This is a genomic window from uncultured Jannaschia sp. (assembly GCF_947494055.1).
GTDB lineage: Bacteria > Pseudomonadota > Alphaproteobacteria > Rhodobacterales > Rhodobacteraceae > Jannaschia.
Window position 1 is genome coordinate 158,703 of record NZ_CANLTR010000004.1, and the last position, 14,283, is coordinate 172,985.

The 14,283-nt window shown below is 70.8% G+C and carries 11 protein-coding genes; 9 read left to right on the forward strand and 2 right to left on the reverse strand.

Annotation, left to right across the window (positions count from 1 at the left end; all coding sequences use genetic code 11):
- Positions 1 to 5 precede the first annotated feature (5 nt).
- From Q1A87_RS05865 to cynS, 9 genes are all read left to right on the forward strand, one after another.
- Positions 6 to 941 (forward strand): GAF domain-containing protein, encoded by a 936-nt coding sequence (locus Q1A87_RS05865; RefSeq protein WP_299648117.1) that lies wholly within the window; start codon positions 6 to 8, stop codon positions 939 to 941.
- Positions 942 to 952: 11 nt separating this feature from the next.
- The gene (nirB, locus tag Q1A87_RS05870; RefSeq protein ID WP_299648120.1) at positions 953 to 3,388 is read left to right on the forward strand and encodes a nitrite reductase large subunit NirB; all 2,436 of its coding nucleotides are present in this window, start codon (positions 953 to 955) and stop codon (positions 3,386 to 3,388) included.
- Positions 3,385 to 3,717: a nitrite reductase small subunit NirD gene (gene nirD / locus Q1A87_RS05875; protein WP_299648123.1), complete on the forward strand. Its 333-nt coding sequence runs from the start codon at positions 3,385 to 3,387 to the stop codon at positions 3,715 to 3,717. The genes nirB and nirD overlap by 4 nt, the downstream gene beginning before the upstream one ends.
- Positions 3,714 to 6,320 carry a nitrate reductase gene (locus Q1A87_RS05880; protein ID WP_299648126.1) on the forward strand — a complete coding sequence of 869 codons (2,607 nt, stop codon included), beginning with the start codon at positions 3,714 to 3,716 and terminating at the stop codon, positions 6,318 to 6,320. Before nirD ends, Q1A87_RS05880 begins: the two co-directional genes overlap by 4 nt.
- Positions 6,317 to 7,288 (forward strand): glycosyl transferase family protein, encoded by a 972-nt coding sequence (locus tag Q1A87_RS05885; RefSeq protein WP_299648129.1) that lies wholly within the window; start codon positions 6,317 to 6,319, stop codon positions 7,286 to 7,288. The genes Q1A87_RS05880 and Q1A87_RS05885 overlap by 4 nt, the downstream gene beginning before the upstream one ends.
- A 168-nt stretch (positions 7,289 to 7,456) precedes the next feature.
- Positions 7,457 to 8,848, forward strand: a complete 1,392-nt coding sequence (gene cysG / locus Q1A87_RS05890) for a siroheme synthase CysG (protein ID WP_299648132.1) — start codon at positions 7,457 to 7,459, stop codon at positions 8,846 to 8,848.
- A gap of 496 nt (positions 8,849 to 9,344) precedes the next feature.
- Positions 9,345 to 10,196 (forward strand): formate/nitrite transporter family protein, encoded by an 852-nt coding sequence (locus Q1A87_RS05895; RefSeq protein WP_299648134.1) that lies wholly within the window; start codon positions 9,345 to 9,347, stop codon positions 10,194 to 10,196.
- Between the two features lie 54 nt (positions 10,197 to 10,250).
- Positions 10,251 to 11,978: a bifunctional protein-serine/threonine kinase/phosphatase gene (locus tag Q1A87_RS05900; protein ID WP_299648137.1), complete on the forward strand. Its 1,728-nt coding sequence runs from the start codon at positions 10,251 to 10,253 to the stop codon at positions 11,976 to 11,978.
- A gap of 15 nt (positions 11,979 to 11,993) precedes the next feature.
- Complete coding sequence (gene cynS / locus Q1A87_RS05905) at positions 11,994 to 12,461, forward strand: cyanase (protein ID WP_299648141.1); 468 nt, start codon at positions 11,994 to 11,996, stop codon at positions 12,459 to 12,461.
- A 22-nt stretch (positions 12,462 to 12,483) separates the two neighbouring features.
- On the opposite strand, the gene Q1A87_RS05910 is transcribed toward cynS, so the two are convergent.
- Positions 12,484 to 13,650 (reverse strand): ABC transporter substrate-binding protein, encoded by a 1,167-nt coding sequence (locus Q1A87_RS05910; RefSeq protein ID WP_299648144.1) that lies wholly within the window; start codon positions 13,648 to 13,650, stop codon positions 12,484 to 12,486.
- Entirely contained in the window at positions 13,647 to 14,231 is a 585-nt protein-coding gene (locus Q1A87_RS05915; RefSeq protein ID WP_299648147.1) for an ANTAR domain-containing protein, read from the reverse strand. Before Q1A87_RS05915 ends, Q1A87_RS05910 begins: the two co-directional genes overlap by 4 nt.
- Between the last annotated feature and the right edge of the window lie 52 nt (positions 14,232 to 14,283).

Here is a 14,283-nt window from a genome sequence, read left to right on the forward strand (position 1 = left end):
CTGACATGGATACCGTGATCGACACGACCGACCGCACCTTCGTCGAGGTGGCCGAGATCTGGGTGCCCGAGGGCGACCGCCTCGTCTGGGGCGGGGGTGCCTACGGGGGGCTTGGCGGGTTCGAGGTGGCCTCCGCCCGGGAGAGCTTCGGCAAGGGAGAGGGCCTGCCCGGAAATGCCTGGGCCGAGGCGCGGCCCGTCGTGCTCAAGGAATTCGACGGCTCCTACTTCAAGCGGACGGAGGCGGCGCGAGCCGCCGGCCTGACCGCCGCCGTCGCGATCCCCGTCTTCGCGGGGGCGACGTTGAAGGCGGTGCTTGTCGTCCTCTGCGCCGACGACGCCGAACGGGTCGGCGCGATCGAGGTCTGGGCCGAAGGCGACGGCGTGCTCACGCTGGAGGACGGCTATTACGGCGCGGCCAGCCATTTCGAATGGGTGTCGCAACACACTCAGTTCCCGCGCGGGCAAGGGCTCGTCGGCGGGGTCTGGTCGGCCGAGGCACCGATCCTGATGCGCGACCTCGGCTCCGCCTACCGCTTCATGCGCGCCGACAGCGCCGGGAAGGCGGGGCTGACCAACGGGCTCGGCCTGCCGATCCCGGTCCCGGGCGGCCGGACCTACGTGCTGACGCTCCTGTCGGCACGCAGCACGCCGCTCGCCCGGCGCTTCGAGATCTGGGACGCCCGCACCGCTAAGGTCGGCGCGAAAAAGGAGGCGCGTCTCGTCGACGGCATCTGTTCCCGCGAAGGTCCGCTCTGGGACCCGGACAATGCCGGGCGCGAGCGGGCCGTCCGCATCTGGCAGGGCCCCGTCGGCCACGCGCTGGGCTCCGGCCTGCCGGTGGTCGAAAGCGGTTCGGCCGCCGGGGGCTACGCCATGATGGTCGCCCTTCCCATTCACGCGCACGGCGAGCTCAGTCACGTCGTCGCCTGGTATTGCTGAGGAATACGAGCATGCAGAAACTCGTCGTCATCGGGGCCGGCATGGCGACCGGCCGCCTGCTGGAACATTTGTTCGAGGCCGACCCGGCTGCCTACGAGGTCACGGTCTTCAACGCCGAGCCGCGCGGGAACTACAACCGGATCATGCTCTCGCCCGTCCTGTCGGGCGAGAAGAGCTACGCCGAGATCGTCACCCACGACGACGCCTGGTACACGGCCAACAAGGTGACCTGCCGCTTCGGCGAGCGGGTCGTCGCGATCGACCGCGACCGCAAGGTCGTCACTGGCGAGCGCGGCGAGGTACCCTACGACAAGCTGGTCTTCGGCACCGGGTCGGACCCGTTCATCGTGCCCTGCCCGGGCCACGACCTCGACGGCGTGGTGGCCTATCGCGACCTCGACCACACCAACCGGATGGTCGAGAGCGCGGCCATGCCCGGCGCGCGGGCCGTGGTGATCGGCGGCGGGCTTCTGGGCCTCGAAGCCGCCGCGGGCCTGCGCCTGCGCGGCATGGAGGTGACGGTGCTGCACCTGTCGGGCCACCTGATGGACCGGCAGCTCGACCCGGCGGCGAGCTACCTGCTGCAGAAGGATCTGGAACGGCGCGGCATCGCCGTGATGACGCAGGCGTCCACCAAGGCCATCCACGGCGACGGCCATGTCGCCCATGTCGAACTCGAGGACGGGACCGAGCTGCCCGCCGACCTCGTGGTGATGGCGGTCGGCATCCGCCCTTCGGCCCGGCTCGCCAGGGAGGCGGGGCTCGAGGTCGGCCGCGCGATCCTGGTCGACGCGCAGATGCGGACCTCCGACCCCGACGTCTTCGCGGTCGGGGAATGCGTGGAATATGCGGGCCACCTCTTCGGCCTCGTCGCCCCGCTCTACGATCAGGCGAAGGTGCTGGCGAAGACCCTGCTGGACGAGGAGGACGCCTTCGCCGTCCGCGAGGTCTCCACCAAGCTCAAGGTGACCGGCTGCGACCTGTTCAGCGCCGGCGATTTCGCGGAAGGCGAGGGCCGCGAGGACATCGTGTTCCGCGACCCCTCCCGCGGCGTCTACAAGCGCCTCGTGATCGAGGCGGACCGGCTCGTCGGCGCGGTGATGTACGGCGACACGGCGGACGGGAACTGGTTCTTCGGTCTGATCAAGGACGGCACCGACATCTCGGAGATGCGGGAGTCGCTGATCTTCGGACCGGCCTATCAGGGCGGGGCCGCGCAGGACCCTTTGGCCGCCGTTGCAGCCTTGCCGGCTGACGCAGAGATCTGCGGCTGCAACGGCGTCTGCAAGGGCCGGATCGTCGAGGCGGTCGAGGGGGGTGCGACCACCCTCGACGCGGTGCGCGCGGAGACGAAGGCGAGCGGCAGCTGCGGCACCTGCGCCGGACTGGTCGAGCAGATCATGTCCGTCACGCTCGGCGACGATTTCGTCCTTCCCGCCGCGAAGCCGGTCTGCCCCTGCACCGACCTGACGCACGAGGACGTCCGCCGCCTGATCAAGGCCCGGGAGCTGAAGTCGCAGCCCGCCGTCTGGCAGGAGCTCGGCTGGAACACCCCGAACGGCTGCCATGTCTGCCGCCCGGCGGTGAACTACTACCTGCTCGCCGACTGGCCGCTCGACTACCGCGACGACCCGCAGAGCCGGTTCGTCAACGAACGCAACCACGCCAACATCCAGAAGGACGGCACCTATTCCGTCATGCCGCGGATGTGGGGCGGGATCACGACGCCCGACGAGCTGCGCGCCATCGCCGACGCCGCCGACAAGTACGGCGTGCCCACGGTCAAGGTGACGGGGGGCCAGCGGATCGACCTGCTCGGCGTGCCGAAGGAACAGCTGCCGGCGATCTGGGGGGACCTGAACGCGGCCGGTCTGGTCTCCGGTCACGCCTACACGAAGGGGCTTCGCACGGTGAAGACCTGCGTCGGCACCGATTGGTGCCGCTTCGGGACGCAGGACAGCACTGGCCTCGGCGTGAAGCTCGAAAAGATGCTGTGGGGCTCGTGGACGCCGCACAAGGTCAAGCTCGCCGTCTCCGGCTGTCCCCGGAACTGCGCCGAGGCGACCTGCAAGGACATCGGCATCATCTGCGTCGACTCGGGCTACGAGATCGGCGTCGGCGGCGCCGCGGGCATGGACCTGAAGCCGACCGAGCCGCTGGTGAAGGTCGTCACCGAGGCGGAGGTCTTCGAGTGGGTCGTGGCCTTCATGCAGCTCTACCGCGAGCATGCGAAGTATCTCGACCGGCCCTACAAGTGGCTCGCCAAGGTGAGCCTCGACTGGGTGCGCGAGACGCTGGCCGACCCGGCCGAGCGGGCCGCGCTGAACGAGCGCTTCGCGATCAGTCAGTCGGTCTACCAATACGATCCCTGGAAGGAACACACGGCCGCCGAGCAGGAGCGTCGCTACCAGCCGCTGGCCGATCTCACGTTGGAGGCGGCGGAATGAACTGGATCGATATCGGCGCCCTCGACGACGTGCCGCTCCGCGGGGCGCGGCTGGTGAAGACCCATGCCGGCTGCGTGGCGATCTTCCGCACCGGCGAGGCGGAGGTCTACGCCACCTCCAACACCTGCCTGCATCGCGGCGGTCCCCTCTCGGAGGGGATCGTGCACGACCGCAAGGTGACCTGCCCGCTGCACAACTACGTCTATTCGCTCGAGACGGGCGAGGTCGTGGGCCCCGATGCGGGCCGCATCGCCACGTACCCGATCCGCGTCGAGGACGGACGCCTGCTCCTCGACGGGGACGCGGTGGGCAAGCGGTCGGCGGCGTGACGGACGGGGTCCGCTCCACCTGTCCCTATTGCGGCGTCGGATGCGGCGTCGTGCTGGACGCGGACGGGGCGGGCGGGCTGACGGTGCGGGGCGATCCGGACCATCCGGCCAACCGGGGGCGGCTCTGCTCCAAGGGTTCCGCCCTGGCCGAGACGGTGGACCTGCGCGGCCGCCTCCTCGCGCCGCGCATCAAGGGGCGGGAGGCGAGCTGGGACAGCGCGCTCGACCGCGTCGCCACGCGCTTCGCCCGGACCATCGCCAAGCACGGGCCCGACAGCGTGGCCTTCTACGCCTCGGGCCAGATGCTGACCGAGGATTACTACGTCGCCAACAAGCTGATGAAGGGCTTCGTCGGGACCGCGAACATCGACACCAATTCCCGCCTTTGCATGGCGTCCACCGTGGCAGGGCACAAGCGGGCCTTCGGCACCGACACCGTGCCGGGCACCTACGAGGATATCGACAAGGCCGACCTGATCGTACTCGTCGGTTCCAACCTCGCCTGGTGCCACCCGGTGCTGCACCAGCGCGCACTCGCCGCGAAGGCCGCGCGGGGCACGAAGATCGTCGTCGTCGATCCGCGCCGCACCGCGTCCTGCGACGGGGCGGACCTGCATCTGCCGCTGCGGATCGGGTCCGACGTGGCGTTGTTCAACCGGCTCCTGGTGGCGATCTACGAGGGCGGGGCGATCGACACTCGCTACCTGCAGCAGGTCGACGGGTTCGACGACACGCTGCGGCGGGCGTTCTGCGCCGACGCGGGGCCGACCGGTCTCGACCCGGGTCTGGTCTCGTGGTTCTGCCGCCTCTGGATCGCGCACGAGCGCGTCGTCACGATCTTCAGCCAGGGGGTGAACCAGTCCTCCGCCGGAACCGACAAGGTCAACGCCATCCTGAACTGCCACATCGCCACCGGCCGGATCGGACGGCCCGGGATGGGGCCGTTCTCCGTCACCGGGCAGCCCAACGCGATGGGCGGACGGGAGGTGGGCGGGCTCGCCAACATGCTGGCCTGCCATCTCGACCTCGAGGACCCGATGCATCGCTCGGCCGTCCGCGCCTTCTGGGACGCGCCGCGCATGCCGGAACGGCCGGGCCTGAAGGCCGTCGACATGTTCCGCGCCGTCGCGGACGGGCGCATCCGGGCGCTGTGGATCATGCATACGAACCCGGCCGCCACCATGCCCGAGGCAGACGCCGTGCGCGAGGCGATCCGGTCCTGCGCCTTCACCGTCGTCTCCGACGTGACCGCGGAGACCGACACGGCCCGGCTCGCCGACGTGCTGCTCCCCGCGACGGCCTGGGCCGAGAAGGACGGCACGGTCACCAATTCCGACCGCACGATCTCCCGCCAGCGTGCCGTCCTCCCCCCGCCCGGGCAGGCGCGCCCCGACTGGTGGCACGTCGCCGAGGTCGGGCGGCGCATGGGCTGGGCCCGCGCCTTCGACTACGCCAGCCCGGTCGAGATCTTCCGCGAGCACGCGGCGCTCTCGGGCATCGCCGGCGGCTTCGGGCGGGATTTCGACATCTCCGGCCTCTCCGATCTGAGCGAGGCGGACTACGCGGCCCTGCGGCCGACCCGCTGGCCGGTGGCGGCGAAACGGGGCGGGCGCTTCTTCGCGGACGCACGCTCCTTCCATCCCGACGGACGGATGCGGATGGTTCCGGTCGCGTGGCGTCCGCCGCAGGCCGCGCGCGCGCCGCGCTATCCGTTCCGCCTCAACACCGGCCGCATCCGCGACCAGTGGCACACGATGACGCGCAGCGGCCGCTCGCCCCGCCTGTCGTCGCATCTGGCCGAGCCCTTCGTGGAGATCCATCCCGAGGACGCCGCCCGGCTCGGCGTGGCGCCCGATACGCTGGTCGAGGTCGAGAGCCCGACCGGCCGCGCCGTGCTGCGCGCGACGATCACCGACCGGACCCGACCCGGCACGCTCTTCGCGCCGATCCACTGGACCGGCGAGACCGCGCCCACGGGCCGGATCGACGCGCTCGTCGCCGGGGCGACAGACCCCGTCTCGGGACAGCCCGAAAGCAAGGCCTCGGTCTGCGCGGCCCGTGTCTTCGCGGCGGGCTGGTACGGGTTCGCGGTGTCGCGCCGTCCAGTGCGGCCGGAGAGCGACTATTGGGCCGTCGCGCCGACGCAGGCCGGCTGGCGCGTGGAGATGGCGGGCCGGACGACGCCCGCCGACTGGGAGTCCGCCGCCCGCGCGCTGTTCGACATGCCCGTGGCGGAAAGCCAGGTCCTGACCGACCCCGCCCGCGGTCTGGCCCGGCTCGCCTTCCACGAAGGCGGGCGGCTTCAGGCCGCGCTTTTCGTCGGGCCGGCGCCACTCGGGCTGATGCGCGACTACCTCGCCACCCTGCCGGAGAGCGACGTGCTGACCGGTCGCGCACCCGCCGACCGACCCGATCCCGGCCCGACGCTCTGTGCCTGCTTCAACGTCGGGGTGAACACGATCTTGACGGCCATCGAGACGCGGGGTCTGATGAGCGTCGAAGCGGTCGGCGCGGCGCTGTCGGCGGGCACGAATTGCGGCTCCTGCCGCCCGGAGATCGCGGCGCTCCTCGACGCCGCCCTGACGCGGGAGGCCGCCGAGTGAGCCTTGCTCCCTACGTCCAGATCCTCGCGCGTGGCCAGGGCCGGGCCCGGTCGATGACCTACGACGAGGCGCATGCGGCGATGACCGGCATGCTCGCCCCCGACGCGGACCGGGAGGCGGTCGGCGCGATCCTGATGCTGATGCGGATGAAGGGGGAGACGGCGGAGGAGATCGCGGGCTTCGCCACAGCCGTCCGCACCACGCTCGGAGACTGGCCCGGTGCCGTGCCCGCGCTGGATTGGCCGACCTACGCCGCCGGCCGGACGCGGGGGCTGCCTTGGTTCCTGCTGTCGGCACGGCTCGTCGCGGATGCCGGGGTGCCGGTCCTGCTGCACGGCTGGAACTCGCACCAGTCCACCGGCGCCTCCGTGCGCGAGGCGCTGCCCCGGCTTGGCATCGGCATGGCCGGAAGCGTGCAGGGGGCCGCCGACCGCATCGGCGCGGACGGGATCGCCTACCTGCCGCTCGAGCATCTGAGCCCCGGGTTGATGGCGCTCCTGCGGCTGCGCGACGTGCTGGGCCTGCGCTCCTGCGTGAACACCGTCTGCCGGATGCTGAACCCTGCTGGCGCGTCCGCCGCGGTGCAGGGCGTGTTCCATCCGCCCTACCGCGAGCTGCAGGCCGACGCCGCGCAGCTCATGGGCCTGCCGCGCTTGACCGTCCTGAAGGGCGGGGGCGGCGAGTTCGAGCACCACCCCGCGAAGGACATCGCGATCTTCGGCCTGCGCGACGGCCAGCCGTGGAGCGGCCTCACGGGGCGTCCGGTGGAAGCGCACCAGCGTCTGGCCGATGCGCCCGCCGAGCCCGAGGCGCTCGTCGAGATCTGGACCGGCGCGCGCACGGATGCCTTCGCGGAGGCGATCGTCCTCTCGACCGCGTCCCTCGCGCTCGAGACCGCGGGCGTGGCCGATCCCGAGCGCGTGGCCCGCGACGTCTGGACCGCGCGCAACCGCGACCTCGCCGCCTGAAGCCCGACCGATATTGACGGCGCGCCGGAGCGGGCGCTAACTGATCCCCGACGGCAACGCTGTCGTCACCCCCCGAAGATCGGGCCGATGAGCAAGGCTGCTCGACCTCACGCGACATTCGTCGCGCGTGCGTCGGCGGCCCTTTTTGCGTTCGAAAGGTGTGATCCCATGAAGAACTTTCCGATGTTCCTGCGCATGTCCGGGCGGCGCGTCGTCATCTGCGGGGGCGGGGAGGAGGCGGCGCGGAAGACGCGGCTCGTCCTCAAGACGGAGGCCGAGATCGTGATCCTCGCGCGGGAGCTCGACCCCGAGCTCGCCGCGCTGGTTGCGTCGGGCCGGGCGGTGCAGCAGGCCGAGCTTCGCGCCGATACCTTCGCCAACGCCGCGCTGACCTTCATCGCGACCGGCTGCGTCGCGGCCGATGCCGCGCTGGCCGACCTCGCGCGGGCCGCCGGGGTCGTGGTCAACGTGGTGGACCGGCCCGACCTCTGCGACGCCTACACCCCCTCCATCGTCGACCGCGACCCGGTCGTCGTGGCCATCGGGACCGAGGGCGCCGCACCCGTGCTGGGCCGTGCCATCAAGACCGAGGTCGAGACGATGCTCTCGCCCCGCCTCGGGACCTTCGTCGCGCTGGCCGGTCGGCTGCGCGGCGCGGTGGCGGAGGCCATCGCCCCCGGCGCGCGGCGGGGCTTCTGGGAATGGGCCTTCTCGGGCGAGGCCTGGCGCGCGCATCTCGCCGGGCGCGAGCGGGCTGCGGCGGATCTGCTGAAGGCCGCGATCGCGGAGGGCCGGGCGCCGGAGCCGAAGGGCCATATCGCGCTGGTCGGCGCCGGGCCGGGCGCGCGCGACCTGCTCACGCTGCGGGCCGTGCAGCGGCTGCAGCAGGCCGACGTCATTTTCTACGACCGGCTGGTGGAACCGGAGGTGCTGGAGCTCGCCCGCCGGGACGCCGACCGGGTCTACGTGGGCAAGGAGGTGGGCGCCTGTGCATGGCCGCAGGAACGGATCGTGGCGCTGATCGTGGCCGAGGCCGCCAAAGGGCGGCGCGTCGTGCGGCTCAAGTCGGGCGACCCGTCGATCTTCGGCCGCGCCGCCGAGGAGCTCGCCGCCGCCGAGGCCGCGGGGATCGAGACGGAGGTGGTGCCCGGCGTCACCGCCGCGTCGGCCGCGGCGGCGGTGCTGAAGCGTCCGCTGACCGAACGGGGGGAGATCGACAGCTTCGTCATCACCACCGGCACCTGCCGGCCCGGCGATGCGGGACCGGACCGGTCCCGTCTCGCGCAGCCGGGCACGTCCGCGGCGTTCTACATGGCCGTCGAGAAGGCGCAGGAGGTCAGCCGCGACCTGATCGCGGCCGGGGCGCCGCCGGACTGTCCCGTCGACGTCGTCGCCTCGGTCAGCACGGCCCGCGAGCGGCAGGCGACCACCACGCTGCGCGACCTCGCCGAGACGATCCGCGTGGAGGATCTGCGGAGCCCCGCGATCCTGTTCGTCCGCTACCCAAAATCCTTCGCGGCCGCATCGGCACGGTCCGGTACGCGGCCCGCCTTCGCCTGAGTGCCCGGGATGATCACGGTTTGCCTACCCTTTGGGCAGCGTCCTCCAATTCGCCCCGGTTTTCGACAAGTCGAACGTCGATCGATGCCGGCGCGCCGGATTCCGGAACCGCAGACGTTGCACGACCGAACGTGATACAGTTACCGGAAGGTTAAGACCGAGGGCGGCACGCCGTCGGTCGCGGTCGCAACGGCGCGGCAATTTCCGTCAAGGCCCCAAGGGCCGCAGCAAGGACGCTGCATCTTCGCCCCCTGCGCGGGCGTGGGACAGCGGCTCCGCTTTCCCCGACAGAAATCGCCGCGGATCCGACGACGCTCCGGTTCCGCATCCCAAACCGGGTCGGAGGTCGCATGCGACGCATCACCCACAATACCTGCCGCTCTCGCGCGCATCGGCTGCGCGCTCGGCGATCGCCGGTCGCGTCCGAATACGCCTCCGGCCCCCTCATCTCCGGCCGCTGATCCCGGCCGCCATACCCGATAGAAGGACACACCGTATGTCATACATCCAGCCCAAGGAATTCGCGTCGAAGATGGTCGACGCCGGCGAATCCAAGGTGTTCACCTCGACCAAGGACACGCTGATCCGCGCTTACATGGCTGGTGCGATCCTGGCCCTGGCCGCGGCCTTCGCCGTGACCGTCGCCGTCAATACCGGCAACTTCCTGATCGGCGCGCTGCTGTTCCCGGTCGGCTTCTGCACCCTCTACCTGCTGGGCTTCGACCTTCTGACCGGGGTCTTCACGCTCGTACCGCTGGCGCTCTTCGACAAGCGGCCCGGCGTGACGACGAAGGGAATGCTGCGGAACTGGGGGCTGGTCTTCGTCGGCAACTTCGCCGGCGCGATGACCACCGCGATCTTCATGGCGATCACCTTCACGATGGGCTTCACGCTGGAGCCGAACGATGTGGGCCAGCGCCTGATGAACATCGGTCACGCCCGGACCGTGGGCTATGCCGAGGCCGGGGCCGGCGGCATGCTGACGCTCTTCGTGCGGGCGGTGATGTGCAACTGGATGGTCTCGACCGGGGTCGTCGCGGCGATGATGTCGACCTCGGTGTCGGGCAAGGTCATCGCGATGTGGATGCCGATCCTGATCTTCTTCTATCTGGGCTTCGAGCATTCCATCGTGAACATGTTCCTGTTCCCCATCGGCATCCTGCTCGGCGCCGACTTCACCTGGGGCGACTACCTTCTGTTCAACGAGATCCCGACGGTGATCGGCAACCTCGTGGGCGGCCTGACCTTCGTCGGCGCGATGATCTACGCCACGCATTACCGCGAGTCGCCCAAGCGGAACGCGGCCCTCGCGCGCAACGACGACGCGTCGGCGATGCCGGCCGAGTGAGTCCCCCGGGGCCCCGCCAAGGCGGGACCCTGCTTCATTCGCCGGAGCACGATCATGCCAAGGGACACGACGTCACCGGACGCCCTCCACGTCTCGATCGGTCAGGCCGCCGCCGCGGGCCGGAAGCCGGTCATGCAGGATTTCCACGGCGCCCTTGTTCCGGAAGGAGAGGTGTTGACGTTGAAGGGCATCACACTCGCCGTGGCCGATGGCATCAGTTCCAGCGCGGTGAGCGGCGAGGCGGCGGAAACCGCGATCGGCAGCCTGCTCGACGATTACTATGCGACGCCGGACGCCTGGTCGGTCCGCACCGCCGCGACCCGCGTGATCGCTGCGACGAATGCCTGGCTGCACGGCCGGAACGCCGCGCTGTCCGACATCGACACCGGTCGCGTCACGACGCTCGCCGCGCTGATCCTGAAGGGCCGGGCCGCGCATGTCCTCCATGTCGGCGACAGCCGCGTGCAGCGGATCGCGGGCGGCGCGCTCGAACGGCTGACCGCAGATCACCGCGTCACGCTCGCGGGAGGGCGCAGCTATCTCGACCGGGCGCTTGGCGCGGCGGCGGAGGTCGAGGTCGATTACCGGCGGGTGGCGCTGTCCGAGGGCGACACGTTTCTCCTCACCACCGATGGCGTGCACGATCACATGGACCTGGGCATCGTCCGGGACGCGCTGTCCCGGCCCGATCTCGACGCGGCCGCCCGCGCGATCCTCGAAGCGGCACTGGCGGCGGGCAGCGACGACAACCTCACGGTCCAGATCGTCCGCGTCGACGCCCTGCCGGACGGGGCGGCGAGCCTCGCGCCGGAGGCGGCGGATTTGCCGGTGCCGCCCCTGCCGCGGGCGGGCGACGTCGTCGACGGGTTCCGGATCGTCCGGCCCGTCCAGGCCTCCGCCCGAAGCCACGTGTTCCGCGCGACGGCGGCTGACGGCACGGAGGTCGCGCTGAAGATCCCCGCCTCCGACATCACGCAGGATGCCCGCGCCCTGCGCCGGTTCCAGCTCGAGGAATGGATCGCCCGGCGGGTCGCGTCGCCCCACGTCGTCGCGGCCGGCCCCGCGCCTGACCGGCGCAGCGTCCTTTACGTCACGACCGCATGGGTCGAGGGCACGAACCTGCGACAGTGGATGACCGACCACCCGCGCCCCGCCTTCGAGGAGGTGCGCGGCATCGTCGAACAGGTTGCCGCCGGGCTTCGCGCGTTGCACCGGCGCGAGATGATCCATCAGGACCTGCGGCCCGAGAACGTCATGCTCGACCGCGACGGCACGGCGAAGATCATCGACCTCGGCTCCGTGACCGTGGCGGGGGTGGAGGAGGCCGCCCCGGGATTGCTGGGCGAGATGCCCGGGACGTTCCAGTACACCGCGCCCGAATACCTGTCCGGCGACGCCGTGAGCTGGCGGTCGGACCAGTACGCGCTGGGGGTGCTGGCCTACGAGATGCTGACCGGGCGGCTGCCCTACGGCGCGCAGGTCGCGCGCATCCGCTCCCGGCGGGATCAGGGCCGGCTTCGCTACGAGACGGCGCGCGACGACCGGAGCGGGGTGCCGGACTGGATGGACGCGGCGCTGCGCCGGGCGCTCCATCCCGACCCGCTGCGCCGCTACGACGCGGTGAGCGAGTTCCTCGCCGATCTTCGCCGCCCCGGCCCCGGCTGGAAGGCCGGCCGCCACGTCCCGCTCGCGGAGCGGAACCCCGTTCGTTTCTGGCAGGGAGTGTCGGCCGCGCTGGCCGTGCTCTGTGTCGTCCTCGCCGCCCAACTCGGCGGCCGATAACCCAAGGAGCAGACCATGAAAGACACCCTGACGATCGACACCCTCACCCGGGAGGACGTCACCGCCCTGATCATCGCCGCGAAGAAGCGCGCGGGACTGAGCTGGGAGGGCATCGCCGAGACGATCGGCATGTCGCCCGTGTGGACCCATTCCGCCGCGATGGGCATGAACGCGATGCCGAAGGACAAGGCGGAGGCGCTGGTCGCGGCGCTCGACCTGCCCACGGAGGCGGTCGACGCGCTGACCGAGAGTCCGACCAAGGTCTGGGACCAGACGGTGCCGACCGATCCCTGCATCTACCGCCTCTACGAGATCGTCGGCGTCTACGGACCGACGATCAAGGCGCTGATCCACGAGAAGTTCGGCGACGGGATCATGTCGGCGATCGACTTCGACATGGCAATAGAGCGGGTCGAGAACCCGAAGGGGGACCGCGTCCAGGTCACGATGTCGGGCAAGTATCTCGGCTACAACGCCTGGTGAGGCGGCCCGGCCCGGCGCTTCGTTAGGCCATCGGGTCGAAGACCGACCCGTCGAAGAACCGGTCGGCCGCGAGGATCACGCGGCCGGTCTCGGAAGGCACCGCGGTCGGGTGGTCGAGCGTGCCCTCGACCTTTTCCGACGCGCTTGGCAGGTCGGCGCGGATGCCGCGCAGATGGGCGCGGTAGAGGTCGGTGCGGAACACGGCCTTGGCCGCCGCAATCGACTCGCGCCGGTCGAGCCCGAGGCGCTTGGCGATCCGCATCCCCATCCACGCCGCCTGCGACCGCCAGGGAAAGTTCGCGGCGCCGTCGTGGAAGGTGACGAAGCGGTCGGCGTGCCGGATGTCGCCGTGCGGCGAAGTGACGAAGTCGCCGCGCAACGCGCGCTCGACCAGACCGACGGGCAGATCGAGGTAATCCGGCCGCGCCAGGATCTCCGCCGCCGTGCCGCGCTTCTCCGGTTGGTCGAGCCACCGGCCCGCCTTCCACAGCGCCCGCAGGAGGCCGCCCGCGCGTTCCGGATCGGCCTCCGCCCAGCCACGTCGCGCGGCGACGACCTTCTCGATCGCCGTGTTCCAGATGGCCGAGGTCGGCAACAGCAGCGTCCCGTGGCCGTTCTCCACCGCGAGCGACCCCCAGGGCTCGCCCACGCAGAACGCGTCGATCTCGCCCTGCGCCAACGCCTCGGCCATCAGGGGCGGGGGGACGGTGCGCACCGACAGGGCCTGCGGCGCGGCGAGGCCGAGAGCCTCCAGCCAGTAATAGAGCAGCTCGGCATGCATCGAGAACGGGAAGGGCACCCCAATCCGGAGTTGCCGGCCCAGCCCGATCAACGCCCGCCCGGCGGCCATTGCGTCGGCGAAATCGAAGCGGTAGCCCGCCGCGCGCATCTCCCGGGCGACGTCGCAGCTCACCGTGATCGCGTTGCCCGACAGGTTCAGCGCGGCGAGCACGTCGAGATCGCCCTCGACGCTGCCGAGCCCCAGCGAATTGGCCACGGGGATCGGCGCCAGCATGTGCGCGACGTCGATATGGCCCAGCATCAGGTAGTCGCGCATCGCCGACCAGGAGGGCACGCGCAGGAAGTCGAGCGCGATGTTCTCCTCGGCGGCGAAGCCGATCTCCTGCGCGATCACGAGCGGGGCCGCATCGGTCAGCGGGATGAACCCGACCTTCAGGACCCTGGTCACGACAGGAGCCCCGCCGCCGTCACCAGCGATTCCGCGACGTCCGAGACGCGGCGCCCGGAATCCATCGCCGTCTTGCGCAGGAGCCCGTAGGCCTCCTCCTCCGACAGGCCGCGGGCCTTCATCAGGATGCCCTTCGCCCGGTCGATCACCTTGCGCTCCTCCAGCGCGCGCTTCGTCGTCTCGAGCTCGGTGCGCATGCGTTTGAAGACGTTGAACCGGCTTATCGCGGCATCGAGGATCGGACGGATGCGGTGCGCCTGCAGCCCGTCGACCACGTAGGCCGACACGCCGGCCTCCACCGCCGACTTGGTCAGCGTGTCGTCCGAGCGGTCGACGAACATCGCCACCGGCCGGTCGAGCGGCCCCGACGCGATGGCCAAGTCCTCGAGGCTGTCGCGCGACGGGCTCTCGACATCGATCAGCACCACGTCCGGTTGCCGTTCGGCGACGTGCCGCGCAAGGCCGGAGGATTCCGAGACGACGGAGATCGCGAAGGCGTCGCCGCCCGACAAGCCGTCGACGATCTGCCGGGCCCGGTCGGGATCGGATTCGACGACGAGGATCGAGAGCTTTCCCTGCATCGCTCGATTCTGCGCCGCAGAAAGATGCGATGCAAGGATCGCAGCGGGGATC